The 16,232-nt window shown below is 67.9% G+C and carries 11 protein-coding genes; 4 read left to right on the top strand and 7 right to left on the bottom strand.

Annotated features, from left to right (window positions below):
• The first annotated feature begins 5 nt into the window (after positions 1 to 5).
• Both ltrA and AB0C27_RS55525 read left to right on the top strand, forming a co-directional pair.
• Complete coding sequence (gene ltrA, locus AB0C27_RS55530) at positions 6 to 1,406, top strand: group II intron reverse transcriptase/maturase (protein WP_357863339.1); 1,401 nt, start codon at positions 6 to 8, stop codon at positions 1,404 to 1,406.
• 88 nt (positions 1,407 to 1,494) lie between these two features.
• Entirely contained in the window at positions 1,495 to 1,788 is a 294-nt protein-coding gene (locus tag AB0C27_RS55525; protein ID WP_357863336.1) for an ATP-binding protein, read from the top strand.
• 426 nt (positions 1,789 to 2,214) lie between these two features.
• On the opposite strand, the gene AB0C27_RS55520 is transcribed toward AB0C27_RS55525, so the two are convergent.
• Entirely contained in the window at positions 2,215 to 3,177 is a 963-nt protein-coding gene (locus AB0C27_RS55520) for a phosphotransferase (protein WP_357863332.1), read from the bottom strand.
• A 440-nt stretch (positions 3,178 to 3,617) separates the two neighbouring features.
• Between AB0C27_RS55520 and AB0C27_RS55515 the strand changes: the two genes are divergently transcribed.
• Entirely contained in the window at positions 3,618 to 3,896 is a 279-nt protein-coding gene (locus AB0C27_RS55515) for a hypothetical protein (protein ID WP_357863329.1), read from the top strand.
• A gap of 212 nt (positions 3,897 to 4,108) precedes the next feature.
• Complete coding sequence (locus tag AB0C27_RS55510; protein WP_357863326.1) at positions 4,109 to 7,969, top strand: NB-ARC domain-containing protein; 3,861 nt, start codon at positions 4,109 to 4,111, stop codon at positions 7,967 to 7,969.
• Positions 7,970 to 8,677: 708 nt separating this feature from the next.
• Here AB0C27_RS55510 and AB0C27_RS55505 read toward each other — a convergent pair.
• The 6 genes from AB0C27_RS55505 to AB0C27_RS55480 all read right to left on the bottom strand — a co-directional run bounded on the left by AB0C27_RS55505 (position 8,678) and on the right by AB0C27_RS55480 (position 16,123).
• Positions 8,678 to 9,718 (bottom strand): hypothetical protein, encoded by a 1,041-nt coding sequence (locus AB0C27_RS55505; protein WP_357863323.1) that lies wholly within the window; start codon positions 9,716 to 9,718, stop codon positions 8,678 to 8,680.
• A 323-nt stretch (positions 9,719 to 10,041) separates the two neighbouring features.
• Positions 10,042 to 11,649: an NAD(P)/FAD-dependent oxidoreductase gene (locus AB0C27_RS55500; RefSeq protein WP_357863320.1), complete on the bottom strand. Its 1,608-nt coding sequence runs from the start codon at positions 11,647 to 11,649 to the stop codon at positions 10,042 to 10,044.
• Complete coding sequence (locus tag AB0C27_RS55495) at positions 11,649 to 14,117, bottom strand: S8 family serine peptidase (protein WP_357863318.1); 2,469 nt, start codon at positions 14,115 to 14,117, stop codon at positions 11,649 to 11,651. The genes AB0C27_RS55500 and AB0C27_RS55495 overlap by 1 nt, the downstream gene beginning before the upstream one ends.
• Before the next feature lie 145 nt (positions 14,118 to 14,262).
• Entirely contained in the window at positions 14,263 to 15,063 is an 801-nt protein-coding gene (locus tag AB0C27_RS55490) for an Ig-like domain-containing protein (protein WP_357863315.1), read from the bottom strand.
• Positions 15,060 to 15,515: a hypothetical protein gene (locus AB0C27_RS55485; RefSeq protein ID WP_357863312.1), complete on the bottom strand. Its 456-nt coding sequence runs from the start codon at positions 15,513 to 15,515 to the stop codon at positions 15,060 to 15,062. The genes AB0C27_RS55490 and AB0C27_RS55485 overlap by 4 nt, the downstream gene beginning before the upstream one ends.
• Complete coding sequence (locus tag AB0C27_RS55480) at positions 15,512 to 16,123, bottom strand: hypothetical protein (RefSeq protein WP_357863310.1); 612 nt, start codon at positions 16,121 to 16,123, stop codon at positions 15,512 to 15,514. The genes AB0C27_RS55485 and AB0C27_RS55480 overlap by 4 nt, the downstream gene beginning before the upstream one ends.
• Between the last annotated feature and the right edge of the window lie 109 nt (positions 16,124 to 16,232).

Genomic DNA, 16,232 nt, shown 5'->3' with positions numbered 1-16,232 from the left:
ATGATGTGTTCAACTTGATCTGCGACCGGGCCACGCTGTTGGTGGCCTGGGAGCGGGTGTCCGGCAACCGGGGCGCCAGGACGGCAGGCGTGGACGCGGTCACCCGCTTCCACATCGAGGAACGCCACGGAGTGATCCCGTTCCTGGAGGAGCTTCGCTGCTCGCTCAAGGACGGGTCCTTCACCGCGTTGCCGGTCAAGCAGGCGGTCGTCCCCAAGAAGAACGGCAAGGTCCGTTACCTGGGGATCCCGACGCTGCGTGACCGCGTTGCCCAGATGGCCCTCAAGCTGATCCTGGAGCCGATCTTCGAGGCCGACTTCTACCCGTCCAGCTACGGGTATCGGCCTGGGCGGCGGGCTCAGGACGCCATCGCCGAGATCCACCGCTTCACCCGCAAGCCGTCGACCTACGACTGGGTCATCGAGGGCGACATCAAGGCTTGCTTCGACAACGTCGACCATCACGTCCTGATGGACCTGGTGGCCGAGCGCATCAAGGACCGCAAGGTTCTGCGGCTGGTCCGCGCGTTTCTGCGGGCCGGAGTTGTCGAGTTGCACGGTGGCTTCGCGGAGACCCTCACGGGTACTCCGCAAGGAGGGGTCGCCTCTCCGCTGCTGGCCAACATCTATCTGTCCGTCCTGGACCGGCACTTCGCACGGATCTGGGACGACCAGATGAACCCCGGATGGCGCAGGCAACAGCGCCGCCGCCGGGGGCAGCCGAACTACCGGCTGGTGCGCTACGCCGACGACTTCGTCGTGCTCGTGCACGGCACCAAGTCCGAGGCCGAAACGCTCAAGACGGAGATCGGTGAGCTGCTGGCCCGCAAGCTGAAGATGACCCTCTCGGAGGAGAAGACCCACATCACCCACATCGACGACGGCTTCGTCTTCCTGGGCTTCCACATCCAGCGCAGGCCCTTCGGCGGCAACCGTCGCGTCGTGCTCACCATCCCGTCCAAGCAAGCCTTGGCGAACGTGATGCACAAGATCAAGAAGCTGACGGGGCGCGGCACGACATCGCTCTCACTGGAGCAGGTGCTGCGGGCGGTCAACCCGGTCCTGCGGGGCTGGGCAGCCTATTTCCGCTACGGCGTCTCCAAGAAGACGTTCTCCTACCTGGGCTGGTACGCCTGGTGGAGAGTGATCCTCTGGATCCGCTACAAGCGTCCCCACCTGACCTGGAAACAGGTGCGCCGCCGCTACTACGGGGCGGACCGCATCAGCGAGGGCGGGATCGTCCTCTACAACCCGGCGAAGATGAAGGTCGAGCGCTACCGGTTCCGCGGCGCGCAGATCAGCACGCCCTACAACATCGACGAGGTGGATCCCGACGGAGCACGCTTCCGCCGGACCAACCACGACGATGTGGCCTTCGTCGGCCAGGTCAGCGAATACCTCGCCTGACCCATCGGATCACGTGGAGAGCCGGATGCCCGGCCAACGGGCACGTCCGGTTCGGCGGGCGGGGACGGGAAAACCGACACCCGAAACGGTGCACGGCGTCCCGTCTCCGACCCACCACCTCGAACTCGACAAACGAGGCGCCGACCTGCTCTTCCAAGTCCTGACCGACAGAGAAGAGACCGCGAGCGTCGCGATCGCTTCCAACGAGTCGTTCGGCGGCTGGACCAAGACCTTCACCGACCCGCGCCTCTGCGCGGCCATCGTCGACCGGCTCACCTACAACGCCACCATCATCGAAACCGGCACCGACTCCTACCGGCTCACCCAGACCACTCGCGCCCAGGCCGAAGCCACCGCCGTGGCGAGCAAGGCCGCCGGCTAACCCCTTCTCGCCTGCCCTTCCTCGACAACGCCCTGGCCGGCTGCTGGGAGGAGCGGGTCAAGATGCAGCGCCCGCAGCGAAGCGAGGACGAACGATCTTGATGCGGGACGAGCCGCGGCGATCGTCACAGCGTCGAGGAAGAGCGCCAACGACCAGCTGGGAGCCCCCTCATGACCACGCTCGAACGCGCCCTCGCCAAAGCCCTCACGGAGATCGTCATCAGGCTTGATCTCAGCGACGACGACGTCATCGCGCCGAGGGGCTCCAGCCGGTGATAGCCCTCCTGCAAGGCCTCCCTGAGCAGGACCGGCAAGCCCTCGTCGAGTCGCCCGCGCTCCTGAGGCAATCTGTCAGGACTCTGGAGGTCCATGCATGTCCGACGGGCACGTCGGCGCATCGCCCACGAGGCTCTCGTGACGTGCGGCGTCAGTGGTTGAGCTCGTTGCGCAGATCGGCGAGCGCGATTCGGTCGTCCTCGCTGCCGGTGTGCGGTGCTTGGAACCAGCGGGCGTATTGCTCTATCTCGGTCAGCCGCCACTCCAGTTCGAACAGCTCGATCATCTCGGGCTCGCCGCCGAGGGCCCGTCGGTCGTGTTCGGGCAGGTGGAAAAGGTCCCGCTCGTGCGGGGCGAGCGCGAACGACTCCCAGTCCACCAGCACGAGTCCGGAATCTGTGAGTATCTGGTTGGCGTGGTGTGGCTCGCCGTGCGTCGGCACCCAGCGGTCAAGGGCTGCCAGCGCCTTCTCGGCGAGCTCGGCATACCGTGACGCCCAGCCGGCGATCGATTCGGCAGAATCAACGATCAGGCGACGAGCGTCCTCTCCGAACGGGCCCGTATTCCACAATTCTGTGGCGGCATGCGTCAGCTGGCCGGAGAAGTCCGGTGTGATCCGCGTTTGCCAGCGTGGCAGCGAAACCGGCGCGGGGGCGCTGTGCAACTCGGCGAGCAGCCGTTTCGTCTTGGCGGTATGGTCGGGTCGTACGGCCTCTGCCTCGTCGGGCGTGCGCCCCGTCGCCCAGGGAGTGACACTGAGAATCCCCTCGGCCAGGGGGATCGTGAAGCTCCCGTTCGTGGATCGGACCGGTGCGAGCACCCCGAGAAAGCCTCTCGCTGCGAGCTCGGACGCCGCCGCGTATGTTCTCTCAAACAAGTCGGGGGTTCGATGCCCGCCTGGCATGTCGAGCGTCGCGAAGAGCGCGGGCACACCATCCTGGTCGATCCGCCAGTGGTGCGCCCCGAATCCCACCGGCAGATAGGCGGCGCTCTCCGCAACTGGAAGCCAGCCATCCCGCACCGCAGAAAGCACAGCATGATCGGTCGGCGACAGAGGCGAAGTGAACATGTCTTGATCCTCCCACAGCAGGCCCCGCACACCCTCTTTCAGCACTCACGTGAACACGCTAGGTGAGTAGTCGAGCCTCCGGGTGCTGCTACTTGTCACCGACATTCCGGGCCCGATCAGCCCCCGAGTGCTGTCCAAACTGACCGACAAACGCTGCTGCTACTCACCAGCAAAGTCAGCTTGATCAGCCATCGGGCCCGGGTCGACCTGCTGGCGTAATCGGGCGAACCGACGTTTCGGGCGAAGGCCGCCAGAGATGACCGGATAATGAGACCTTGTTTCGGCAAGCTGGGCGGCGGCTCGATCCGGTCGGCGGGAGCGCGCCCGGTGGCGCCGGCCGCGACCGGCCGCAGGGCCGTATGCCCGGCCAGCTGGCCGCAAGGGCGCGCCGCCCGGCCGCGCGGTATCCGGCGTTGACCCGGGGCCGACCCGGGGTTCACCCGGGGATCGGGACGCCCGAGCCGGACCGGCGGTGGAATCGCGGCATGAGCGCATCCCCGCCCCCGACGCAGCGCACCGCCGTGCTGACCGCCGCCGCCGTCTCCGCCGCCGGCGCACCAGCGGCCGCCCTGGTCATTCACCCGGCCGCCGGCCTCGCGCTGGCCGGGGCGCAAATACTGGCCGCGGTCGGCATTCTGGTCACCGCGCTGTACGGCAGCGACCGCCTCAGCAATCGCGCCTTCCGCCTGCTGCGCCTGCTCACCGGCCGCCCCGAACCAGCTACTCGCCGCTCCCGGCCCCATACGGGCGACACCACGCCATGACCGGATGCGGAACATGATCGCGAAGGTGTCCAGAAACATTTGTCCGAGATCCAGCTACCCGGTGTGCGGGGCGGTCCGGTGGCTTCGCGGCGGGGTGCAACCGCGCAGCGGAGTCGAGCGTCACTACATCATGCGTATCATGCCCGTGCTCGAGACGATGGGGGGCACCGGTGACCGGTTTGCCGCCGGGGTCTGAGCCGGATCCGTTGGCCATGTTCCTGGATTACGTGCAGCAGGCGCGGCGCGCGGTCGGCAGCCCTTCCCCGCAGTGGCTGAGCGAGCACGAGGGCGGACCGAAGAGCACCCTGGAGCAGATTGTCTACGCCCGGCGTCGTCGCTTGCCCGACTGGGACCAGATGGAGTCCCTGCTGAAGGCCTTACGGCGCAGAGCCCAGGTCGACGGCCGTGACCCTGATGTGGTGCTGGGGATGATGGCCGCCTGGCGGCGGGCGCATGGTGATGTGGAACGCCATCGGCCCCCGTCCTGCCCGCTACCCGTCGCCGAACCGGCGGCCGCCGCAGCCGAGGATGGACGGCTGGGACGCCTGATCGGCGAGGTGGATCCGATCGCGCTGTTCTGGGTGCCGGCCGCCACCGGCACCGAGATCGACCGGGCCGAGCTCACCGGCCAGATGTCCCGACTGGTGACAACCCCGTCGGTCGTCGGCCTCCACGGCGGTGCCGGGGTCGGGAAGTCCACCCTGGCCCGCCTCGTCTGTCGGCGGCCCGAGATCAAGGATCACTTCCGAGACGGCATCGTCTGGGTGGACGTCGGCGTCGACTGCACACCGGCCCGGATGACGGAGCTGATCTCCGGCGTCGTCCGGCGTCTCGGCAGCACTGAGTTCCTCCCGTCCGACCCGATGCAGGCCGGTATGCGGCTCGGCGAGCTGATCGCCGACCGCCGGCTGCTGATCGTCGTCGACGACGTGTGGGAGGAACGGCAGCTGACGCCGCTGCTGCAGGGTGGCTCGCGGTGCACGCGGCTGGTCACCACCCGGGACCGGCGCCTGCTGCCGGGCGGCGTGCCGATCATGGCCATCGACGTGATGACCGGTGCGGAGGCCGCTGACCTGATCCGGGCCACGGTCCCCAGCCTCGACGCGCCCGCCGCCGCCCGCCTCGCCGAGTTGTGCGGGCGGTGGCCCATCCTGCTCGGCCTGCTTGGCGGCTATCTGCGCACGCGGATCGCTGATGGTGTCGCCGTCGACACGGCGTACGACGAGGTGCTGGGCGGCCTCACCGAGCAGGGCGCGGCGGCGTTCGACGAGGAGGCGGTGTCCGCCACGGTCGAGCTGAGCCTGCGACTCCTGGCCGACGCCGGGCAACTCGACCACTACCTCGACCTGGCCGTCTTCCCGCGCGGCACAGACATTCCCCGGCGCGCCCTCGAGGTGCTGTGGCGCGCGCACGGCTGGACACCGTGGCAGGTACAGCGGTTTTGCGCGAAGCTGGCGGACCTGGGGCTGGCCAAGGCCACGGTTTCGGCCGAGCCCGGGGTCCGCTTGCACGACGTACTCCATCAATACCTGATCCGGCGCGCCGGCGTGGAGATGCCGCGACTACACGCGCAGCTCGTCGATGCGTACCGGGACGTGGCCACACCGTGGTGGACGCTTCCGCCCGAGGACGCCTACATCTGGCGGGAGCTGTTCGGGCACCTGCGCGGCGCCGGACTGGCGGACGAGCTCGCCGCGCTCGCGCACGACCTGCGGTGGACCGTCAACAAGGTGCGGAACTTCGGCGCGGCGGCGGCCGAGGTCGACTTGCTCACCCTGCCGAACGACCCGCACAGTGTCGCCCTTGCGCGACTGCTGCGCCAGACCGGTCATCTCCATCTGCGGGGCGACAGCCACACGCTGACCGCCGGCACGATCGCCGTGTATACCGGCGGCACCGGCGTGCTCGCGGCGAGCGCCTACCGCCTCGATTGGCCGCTGCTGTGGCCGGTCCGCAGCATGATGCCCGACCAACCCAGTGCAAGCCTGGTCCGGACACTGACCGCCAAGGGCACGGTGCACGCGGTTACGACCGCCCCGGACGGCTCCTGGGTCGCCGCAGCCGACGAAAACGGGTACGTCTCGATCTGGGCGATGTCAGACGGGGCGCTGCGCCACCGGATGAGCATGCCCGCCGACTGGACCCACCTGCTCGTCGCCGACGCGACCGGCTCCCTGATCGCGTCGACCGGTGACGACCAGATCATCACCGTCCACGACGTCGAGTCCGGCGAGGTCGTCGCCGAGCTGACCGGCCACCCCTGGTACGCCACCGCCCTCGCGGCCGCGCCCGACTTCTCCTGGATCGCCTTCGCCGGCTTCGACCGGGCCATCATCCTGTGGGACTTCGAGGCCCGGGCACCGAGGTTCTGGCTCGGCGGGCACACCAGCGTCATCACCGCCCTCGCGGCCGCACCGGACGGCTCCTGGCTCGCCTCGGCGAGCGCCGACGGCACGGTGCAGCTCTGGGACCTCAGCGAACCCCGCCTGCGCAGCACGATCGGGCACCCGGCCGCAGTGACCGCCCTCGCCGTCGACCCGCACGGCGGCTGGATCGCGTCGGCAAGCAACGACGGAACGGTCCGGCTGTCCGACCCCACAACCGGGGAGACAATGCGGAACCTGCGGGGATACGCATACGCCCGGCAGCTCTGCCGCCGACTGCACCCCACGCGGGCCCTCGCGGTGGCGCCGGACGGCTCCTGGCTGGCGGCGACCGCCGAGGAGAATGCCGTACGGATCTGGGACACCGGCTCCGGCGACGAACGGTTTGTTCTGCCCTGCGGTGACGGCCCGGTGCGGTCCCTGGCCGTCGATCCGCAGGGCTCCTGGCTGGCCGCCGCCAGCGACGACACCGCGATCCACGTCTGGAACACCGCGGACGGTTCGGCGATCGCCGAGCTCCGGGGGCACACGAGGGCCGCCGACTCGCTTGCCGCTGTCGCGGACGGTTCCCACCTGGTCAGCGGAAGCCCCGACGGCACGGTGCGGATCTGGAACACCCGCGCCGGCGAGCCGCAACGTGAGCCGTTCGGCGATCCGTGGATCTCCGCGATCGTTCACGAGCCGGGCCTGACGTGGTACGCCTACGCGACAAGGTTCGGCCGCCTCGGGATCATGGATACCGGCCACGGGACGGTTGTCCGGCGCTGGCAGGGCCACGACAGGCCGGTCAGCGCCCTGGTGCCGGTGGCCGGTGGCCGGTGGCTCGCCTCGGCCAGCAAGGACGGCACGGTCCGAGTGTGGAACGCCGACACCGGCACGATCGAGGTGGAGCTGCCCGATCACGAGGGACCGGTCAACACGCTCGCCGTGGACCCGGCCGGCTCCTGGCTCGCCTCGGCGGGCGAGGACGGCACGGTCCGGGTGTGGGACGTCGCCACCTGGACCGAGCGGCACCGATTCCACCACGAGTCCGCCGGCGAGAACGCCATGTACTACTCGGGCGACACCAGGCACCTGTTCGACCATCACCGGTCGGTACACGTTCTCGCGACCGCGCCGGACGGCTCATGGCTGGCGTCCGGCGGCGAGGACCGTACAATCCGGATCTGGAACCCGGCCACCGGCGAGCCCGGTCCGACAATGACCGGCCACGACGGCCCAGTGAAGGTACTTCGCGTCTATCCTGGCGGCTCCCGGCTGGCCTCGGCCGCCAAGTCCCGCGGTCCGGTGCGGATCTGGAATCCGGCGACCGGCGCCGCGACGGTAACCGTCACGGGCGACCGGTACGGGGACGCGCTGCTGGTCGGCCGGGACGGTGAGTGGATCGCGTTCGCGGCCTATCGCGGACAGATCGAGATCTCCGGCCGCCGAACGGCGTTGTTGTCCGGGCATACCGCGCAGGTCACCGATCTTGCCGTCGCACCGGACGGCGCGCTGCTGGCGTCGACGAGCTATGACGACACGCTGCGGCTGTGGGACCTAGCTGCGGCGACCGAGGTCGCAGCGATGCGCGTGGACGGCATGATCCTGACCTGCCGCTGGCTATCGGAAACCACCGTCGTCGCCGGCGGGGCCAGCGGCCTCTACCATGTCGAACTCCGCGGACCGGCCGTCAACCGGACCGGGTGACCCGGACCATGCGGCACCCGCGCGTCGATCACGATCCGCGGTTCGTCGATCATGGGCTTGTGGTCGTGATCCAACGATCTGTTTACGAAACGAAGGTGAGAACGCGACGGCGGAGGTCCTGAGCGAGCTCTGAGAGTTGGCTGAGAGCGCCGGTTTACTCTCGTGCAGGAGGTTCTTGCCGATCGAGAATCAACGACAACAAGCGGATAAGACGGGAGAAGGGCGACTCCCTTCCTCGGGGTGTTACAACGGCCCCACGGGCCGGGGGCCCTGGGGATATCGGCGCTGCTGCTGTGGGAAGAGCCCAAGACCCACGACAACGATGAAAGAGCGCCCCCGACCGACTGGTCGGTTTTCCGCAACGCGAGCCCTCTCGCTTGGCAGCCGCAATGTCGCACCTGGCCAAGCGACTCGATCCCGAACTTGCTGGGAGCGTGTGACATCCGTTGCTGCTGTGCTCTAGCCCGCCGGTGCTCACCGCTACAGCGCGCCGCGCGCGCCTCACATCTGAGCAGGTGAATCAGATCCACCTCCTTTCCAAGCAGATGACGACGCAGGAGATCGTCACCCGAACAGGAGTCAGCAAAGCGCAGTCAGCCGCACCTGAACGGTCACCGAAGAGGAACTGCCCTCGCGCGCTGATGAGGTGACAGGCGGTCGGCACGGCTGTCCGGAGGTATGGGCGCCTTGGCGAGGGCGCGCCTGTTCTCAAGATTCGATGAGGTGATGACCGCCGGGGGCGCGTGGCGGCGTCTGCCCGGACCGCAGCAGCGGTACCGGGTCGCCGACGGCGCGCCGCGTGCCGAGCCGGATTGCGTCCAATACCGCCTCACGGGAGACGGTCCGGCGCTGGACCGTCTGCGCGATCTCTGACCGCGGGTCGTAGGCGCCGGGGCTGGTCAGATATTGGGCCAGGTCGACGGGTCGGCCGCTGTCGTCCCGGCTCGCTTCCGCGACGAGATCGACGACCGCCTTGTAGACGTCCGCAGCTGCCGATGGCGCGAAGCCAAGCGTGCCAGCCGCGGGCTCCATAATCTGCCGGATGTTGACGTCCCGGATATCACGCTTCGCTGGCCGCTCGCAGTCAAACTGGCAGCTGCGCACGAACCGCAGGAGCATCTCGAACAGCCCTGCCGGCAGACCGGCCGGGTCGTGCCGTTTCGGTTTGGGCGGCACCGGTGCGGCGGGTCTGGGGATGTTGTCCAGGGTGGCGGACTTCGCCGCCATTTCCATAATCGCCCATGCCAGGTGCGCGATCAGCGCGATCCCCCGCGGAGTGTCCAGCTCACCGGCCCGGCACACGTCCAGCAGGGCACGCGGCGTGTAGTCACCCGGTCTGCCGCCCATACGCGTGTTGCTGGCCAGCCGTACGACCGGCCGGCTGGTGTAGCTGAGCCACCGGTCGAACAGGTGCGCGATCCCGCCGTCGTCACACAGCGACTTCATCGTGGTGTACAGCATCCGGTCGTGGTGCTTGACCGACACCAGTTCCAGCAGGGGCGGTCTATCCCGCACGATAATGAAGTCTTCCTGCCACTCACAAATGATCTTCACGATCGACGTGTCGGTGTGCAGGCTGAGGCAGTACGAAGCGATGATCTCGGTCTGGCAGTGATAGTTGCCCTGGGTCGGCGCGCCCGCGTCCTCGGCCGGCCGCAGAAAGAGGTCCAGCTCGAGCTGACCGCTCAGGTCGACGTCTGCGGAGAGCCCGTGCTTCTGCCCGGCTCCTGAAACAGCGTCACCCGCCACGACAAGCGTCCATTCCACCTTCCCTTGCAACCGGTAAGCGCAAACTCACGAACAGCGAAACCGATCACGGAGCGGTACGCAATAGCCCGTCGGGCAAAAGACGACTTGTTGTACAACGTCACACTGAACATCAGTCGCTGAAGGGGCAGTGACATTCCGCGACGGCGAGGAGGCCGCCGAGCGAGGTCCACTGCTGCTGACCTGCGGCGCCTGGAGGGGAGGTCGTCCGGTTCATCCCCGCCCTGGTCGTCAACGCCGAGCAGGTGAAGGAAGCCGGCATCGTCTGGACGAACACAGTGAGCGCGGTGAACCGCCTGATCAACTCAGCCGACTCGGGCGGCGCCGCCAGAGACCCCGGTGGCGCCCACCAGGACCGGTTCGGTCAGCGACCGGCAGAGCTGGTCGAGGAGCAGCCGGGCGGCCCGCTCGCCGGACCGGATGGCGCCTTCCATGTAGCCGAAATGGTCCATCTGGGTGTGCTCACCGGCGAAGAACAACCGGCCCTGAAATGGCTCGTTCAGTTCTTTGCCGATCGTGAAGACCTGACCGACTCGAGGTGAGGAATAGCCGGTCCGGATGAACGGCTGCTTCGACCAGTCAGCGAGGCACCACTCCTCGAGGTTACGGAGGTAGCCTGAGTCCTTTTTGTCGGGCGGATCGGCAGGGTAGAGACGGGCCAGCTCTCTCTTGTAATCGTCGGGGCTCGGCGTACGCGACCCAGTGAACACGTTCAGCACGACGTCCTGTCCCTTGCCAATGGTCTGGTTGTCCGTGCCTTCCCAGACCTGCCCGATCTCCAGCGAACCGCCCAGCGGCGAAAAACCGTCCTTGACCCAGAACCGCTCCTTGACCTTGCTGAAGAACTTCACCGCCGCACCCCACCCCATCAGCCCGATGAAGTCCTTAGGATGGCGCGGTGTGATCTCGATATCTCCCCAGACGGTTGGCGGTACGGCGAAGACCACGTAGTCGTAGCGTTGGACGTTTATCAGCGGGTTAGGCGGGATCTTCTCGCGTAGCCACCTGTCGAACCCCTCCTTCGTGCTCCGCGCCGTCACCAGGACACCACCACCCTCGGGAAGGTCGATCCGGCGGACACCCATATTGCAAATGACGCGGCAGCCCTCACGGGCGCGCACCTCTGCGGCGATCATGAGGGCCAGACGCTGACAGCCGTCACCGCAGCGGTAGGTCTCCACCTCGTTCCAGAAGCCCATCAGCGAGTCCTGCGCGCTGGTCACCGGCTTGCCCGCTCTGTGCCCGGTCTGACCGCCGCGGACCAGGCAGAGCAGTGCCAGGAAATTCATCTGCTCAAGGGAGGCCACGTTGTTGTTAACGAGGAGGAGCTCCATCGCCTTCCACAGGCGCCCGTCCTTGCTGACACCGAACCGTTTCTCCAGCGCATCCGCTACCGACATTTGGTCGTATTTGATCAGATCGGGCTGTTTCCAGGGCTCGCTTTCCTTGCCGGACTGGATGCTCTGGGCGAACTCGGCCATCGGCCCCAGCACCCGGTTGAGCGCCTGCTGCTCGATGTCCGCGATCTCCTCAGGCGTGAGCAGCCGGTCGAGGATCATCCGTCGCTGCAGTTGCTGGCCACGGTACAGGTCGTCATTCATGCGGCTGATCAGCGAGATGCCGTATTCCTTGGCCAGCGCGCACCACCGCGTGTGGATCGAGCCGACCAGTTCGGCCCCGGCCTCGATGATCCGGCCCTTCGCGAACGTCGAATCGCTCAGCACCCGCCCGCCGACCTGCGCTCGCGCCTCGTACACCGTCACCTTGACGCCCCACCTGGCGAGCGTGCGCGCCGCCAGGAGCCCGCCGAGCCCACCGCCCACGACAGCCACCTTCAGACCGGCCGCCCGTGCCAGGCATGCCTTGGACGGTGTATCTGGCTTCGTGCCATCGGTGTCCTCGTAGCGCTCCATCACCGGCTCCCGCAGGTCTCGAAGGTTCCCTCGTCGTCGACGTCGAGGTCCTCGCCGTATCCCGAGTCCGCGTCTTCGAGCCCGAGGGTCGCGCTGAGGTCCGGATCGAGTGCGGCCTCGTCGGCTGCGGTGTCGAAAGTGTCCAGCCCGTTCGTCTCCCGGTCCAGCTCCAGCGGCCGAGTACGGAGCAGCAACTGGCCCGGCGGTACGAGACCCGCCGAGTCGAGCACCCGCACCGACCGCGAACCAATAGCCGTCCCGGGGAGCGACGCGACGGCGTACCAGCCGGACGGCTCGCCGGGTCTACTACTACGACGGCGGGTCAGGCCGGGCTCAGCGATGACTACGCAGTCACCTCGCGGTCCGAGTCGTCCGAGAACGGCCCGAAGTATGACGTCGCCCACTTCGAGCGGATCCACCACCTGCTGCCCGGGCCGGGCGAGGATCACGAACCTGCTGTTGAGCCATGTCGAGAGATCCCCGGCGGGGCGGTAGAGCAGCTCACGGTAGGCGCGAGCCGGCGCAAGAGCAAGTGTTGCGATGTGATCGTGTTCCATAGTGGTGGTCTCGGATTCGTGTGGCCAGGTCTGTCGTACGGCGGCGAGCAGGGCGGGAATGTTCAGGTAGCCCCGGCCGAGACGGTTCGTCCGGACCTGGTCGAGGGCTGGTTGGTCAGTGGTTGACAGCACGAGCCGGCGGATCTCGGCGGCACCGAGCCGACGCCCTGCCCAGCCCAGCAACACGGCCACGGCCCCTGCGACGGCCGGTGCGGCCATGCTCGATCCGGTCTTGCGGACCAGCAGACCGGGGCTGCGTTCGCTGCCCGGCGGTGCCGAGCGGGCTGCCAGGATTCCGACGCCGGGAGCGACCAGGTCGGGTTTTTCGCGGCGGTTGTCTCGCGTCGGGCCGGCGCTGCTCGACGGGCCGGGTGGCCGAAGGGGGGAGCGGGCGTCATAGCTGCCCACCACGAGCGGCAGGTGACCATTCGCGATGGTGCCGGTGGTGTAGTTGGGGCTGGCATCGGCCGGCACGAACCTGGCCTGACATCTCGGGCACGCCTCGTCGCGTTCGAGCCAGGCGTGGAAGCGGCCATTGACGACCCGGCGGCCCTCGATCGTCACGTGCCACTCACCGGCCGGCGCCCACGGGTAGAGGAACGCGTCGACGTGGTGGTCGCCGTTATTAGGGTCGTGTGCACGGTGGTAGATCCGACCGGCCACCCGACCGGCCACGACGATATCGGCCGTCTCGCCGAGCAGGACGGCCGATGCGCCATGAGTGCCCGGTGGGTCGATGCGTACGGCAAACTCGTCTGCTCCGTCGTACCAGATCTCCAACTCGTTCGGCGTGGTATCGGCGGGGTCGGTGACGAACCGCAGCATCCTGCGCTGCCCCTGCCTGACGACGCCCGTGGCATGCGTGCGGGCTTGGTAGTAGTTGCCTACGCTCTGGCAGATCATTGCGCCCGGCGCCGCCGACAGGAGCTCATCCAGTGCAAGCTCGACAACGGAAGTCCCATCATGCGGACCGCCGGTCCGCCCCATCGAAAGGTTGATCACAAACGGGCGGTCACCGGCGGTTTGTGCAACGAAGTCCACCGCCTCGAGCAAGCGAACCGAATCGCCCATGGTGGAAAGGTCCACCAGACCTCCGGAACGCTGGGCAGCCAGGTGGACGAACACAAGATCCGCATCGGGTGCCACGCGGCAGGCGATGTCCGTCACATGCGTCCCGTGTGCACCACCGCCGCGGTCCGCGTCGGCCGGATGGTAGCCGAGCGTCCGGAACGGGTGGGTAGTCTGCAGCGCCCGGTCGATGTGCTCCCGGGTATAGACCGTCCCGTACCCGTACGGCTCCGGGGCAATGGACGTCATCTCTGCCGGCGTAGCGCTGTTCCAACCAGGCCTTTGCAAGGGTGTTCCGGAGAGGAGTGGCGCGGGCGGCCGACGCTTCGGTGAACGCTGATCCCACAATTTGATCAACCGCGTGGTTCCCTCAGGACGCGCCGCGCCCGCAGGATGCTTGAAGGCCGGGTGGTCGAAGTCCAGGCCCCAGTCCGCGACGCCTACGACGACACCGGCTCCCGTGAGGGGCGGCTCGGCCGGCCGCCTGGGGAGGTTCCTGCTGATCGGATGTTTCCTGTGTGCCCTGCGCTCCTCGCCTTGGTGCTCGAAAGGCTGCATTCGAGCACCAAGACGGGCCGGATGCGCGACTTCTTGACCTTCAACGGAGGAGTCGCCGGGGACAACCTTCCGGGCGGCTTTTAGGCTCACGACGTCCGGGTGTGCCCGCACCTCCTCTACCGCTGCGAGAGGGAGGCGACAGGTCGCGATACGACCGAAGCGGGCCACGACCCGAACGCGCGGGACCTCGATGCGCGGCCGCCGAAACCGGATGATCGCCTCGACCACCCGGTCTGTCGGCTCGCCGCGCAGCAGTTCCTGTAGGGCAGGATCCATGGTCGGCATGCCCTACCTGCTGCTCCCCGAGGACTCGCCCCCCGTCGTGGGCGTGCCACCTCCGGCCGATGTGCCATCCGTCGTGGACTTGCTCTTTTCCGCGTTTATGGCTTCCATCGCGCGCGCGATGTCCATGGCGCGCAGGTCTGACGAGTCACTCAGGAGCACTGAGGACCTCAATCCAGAACGGCTCTACCACATCGTCGGCGGTCGCCGTGATGAGGGCGTGTCCGATGTTTTTGGCCTCGACCACGCCACTGGCCGGGTCGATGGAGACGACGTTATTAGTACCCTCCGCCTTCCACGTGACCGTGACGTCGGAGGGCTTGCCATGCCCGTCAAGGACGAAGGCCTGCAACGTAGCGCTTTGGTTGACTGTCAGCTGCGACTTGCCCAGGACCTTGATCGTCTTAGCTGACCCAGCATCTTTACGCAGATGGCCGAGGAACGCCAGCCCAAGCATGCCCACGCCACCATAGAACGCCGGGTGACGGACCATGCCTTCAATCCCGCCTCGATTGCTGCCGCTCGCGAGCGCCAGCAACGGCATGGCCTGGATTCCAGCCCGGACGAAGGTGTTATCCGGCGCGCCGAACGTCCGGAACGCTTCACCGATGAGCAGCGTGGCAACCGTTGCGATTCCCGCGCGATCGATCTTCTTGTTCTGCTCGACGATCGTGCTGCGCAGGGCATCCTGCTGCACCTTGTTGCGCAGATCCATCTCCTTGAGGGCGCTGACGACCGCACGCGGTGAGGCCGGGGCCGGCAACCTGCTGCCCCGTCCGGCGGCCGCCCGGCGCCTTGCGGCCGCCCGGCGCTTGGCGGCCGCAAGCGCCTGGGCGCGCTTTCGCCGCGCGCGCGACGCGGCAGACTCGGCTTCGTCGTCGTATAGCTCGGCATCGTCGTACACGTCCTCGTACTCGATGCCGAGGTCTTCCATGAATGCACTGCTCATCTGGCTTCTCCTTCACCTGGTCCGTTTGTGAGGCTCGTGCCGGCGGCAACGGCTGGGCCGACGCGATGGTTCATGACTGAGGGTTCGGCCGGGCTAGCGTCTGCGGGCCCAGCCGACGAGATACGCCGGACCGCGGGGACGACATACTCGGCGTACAGTTCGGGGTCGGGTGGCACCCATCCGGCCGCCCCCTCTCCGCCGCAGCCGGGACAACCGGCGTCCTCGCCCCAGCATTCACAGGCGCCGAGCGCCGCGGCGAGCAGCACGTTGCGGTCGACGAGCGCCTGGTAGGCCGCCGACTCGTGGCCCTTGACGATGGCAGGGCCGTCGCTGGGCGGGACGGTCGCGATCCGCTCGGCGAGCTCACCGAGAACGCGTTCAGCGAACCCCATCGGGTCCGGCAGCGCCTTCACCAGGAGGGCTTCGACGGCCGCCAGCTCGGAGGTCGTCATGACGCCAGCTCCTCGTTCTCGGCGTCCATGAACGCCGTATAGAGGGAGCGTCCAGTGCCGAAAGCGGGTTCGGCATATTCACCGCCGCTTTCTCCGAACTCACCGCCATCGAGGCCCTCGCCGTCGAGGTAGGCAAGCTCGTCCGCGTCCGCCGCCGCTTGACCGAAGACCGAGCTGAGCATGTTCATGACGGACGCCACCGGTATTCCACCCACCTGCCGGGCACCATGCTGGCCCATCGACAGTGCCAGCAACGCCTTGAGCACGTCCGGCTGCTGAGTCAGCACCAGCCCTTGCGCTGCCGCCGCCGAACCGTCCGCCACTGCGGGTCTTGCCACGCCGGCCTCGGGCGTTGCGCCGACCGGAATGGGCGGCACAGCCGGTGTGCCACCACCCGCCGAGGACAGGCCTGACACTTTCCCGGGCTTGCCGGCCTGGGGCAGTGCGCCTGCTGCGAGGGTGCCGAGCTGGCTGCCGATCGCGGTACCGGCCGGGCCACCGATCAGCGTGCCCAAGGTGCCGGCCCCGACGGGAAGCGCCGTTCGCACGCCCTGCCCGACGAGCGGGTTTGCCAAGGTCTGACCGGCATCTCGCTGGATCTGTCGCAAGGCCTTCTCGAAATTGAGAGTGCGTTCTGCGAGTTGATGTCCCTTTCATCGGTGGGGTTGGGTTAGGTCGGCTGGTCGGAGACCCGCCGGTCGGACTACGGGCGTGGCT

Source organism: Nonomuraea sp. NPDC048882 (assembly GCF_040649755.1).
GTDB classification, from domain to species: domain Bacteria; phylum Actinomycetota; class Actinomycetes; order Streptosporangiales; family Streptosporangiaceae; genus Nonomuraea; species Nonomuraea maheshkhaliensis.
Note: the sequence above shows the minus strand (reverse complement) of the source record. Positions and strands in the feature narration are given on the sequence as shown.

What these genes read in the sequence shown, in the direction of transcription:
- AB0C27_RS55515 (WP_357863329.1), top strand. Translation starts at nt 3,618, where the DNA reads ATGAGCGCATCCCCGCCCCCGACGCAGCGCACCGCCGTGCTGACCGCC.
- AB0C27_RS55490 (WP_357863315.1), bottom strand. Translation starts at nt 15,063, where the DNA reads ATGAGCAGTGCATTCATGGAAGACCTCGGCATCGAGTACGAGGACGTG.
- AB0C27_RS55500 (WP_357863320.1), bottom strand. Translation starts at nt 11,649, where the DNA reads ATGGAGCGCTACGAGGACACCGATGGCACGAAGCCAGATACACCGTCC.
- AB0C27_RS55485 (WP_357863312.1), bottom strand. Translation starts at nt 15,515, where the DNA reads ATGACGACCTCCGAGCTGGCGGCCGTCGAAGCCCTCCTGGTGAAGGCG.
- AB0C27_RS55510 (WP_357863326.1), top strand. Translation starts at nt 4,109, where the DNA reads ATGTTCCTGGATTACGTGCAGCAGGCGCGGCGCGCGGTCGGCAGCCCT.
- AB0C27_RS55495 (WP_357863318.1), bottom strand. Translation starts at nt 14,117, where the DNA reads ATGCCGACCATGGATCCTGCCCTACAGGAACTGCTGCGCGGCGAGCCG.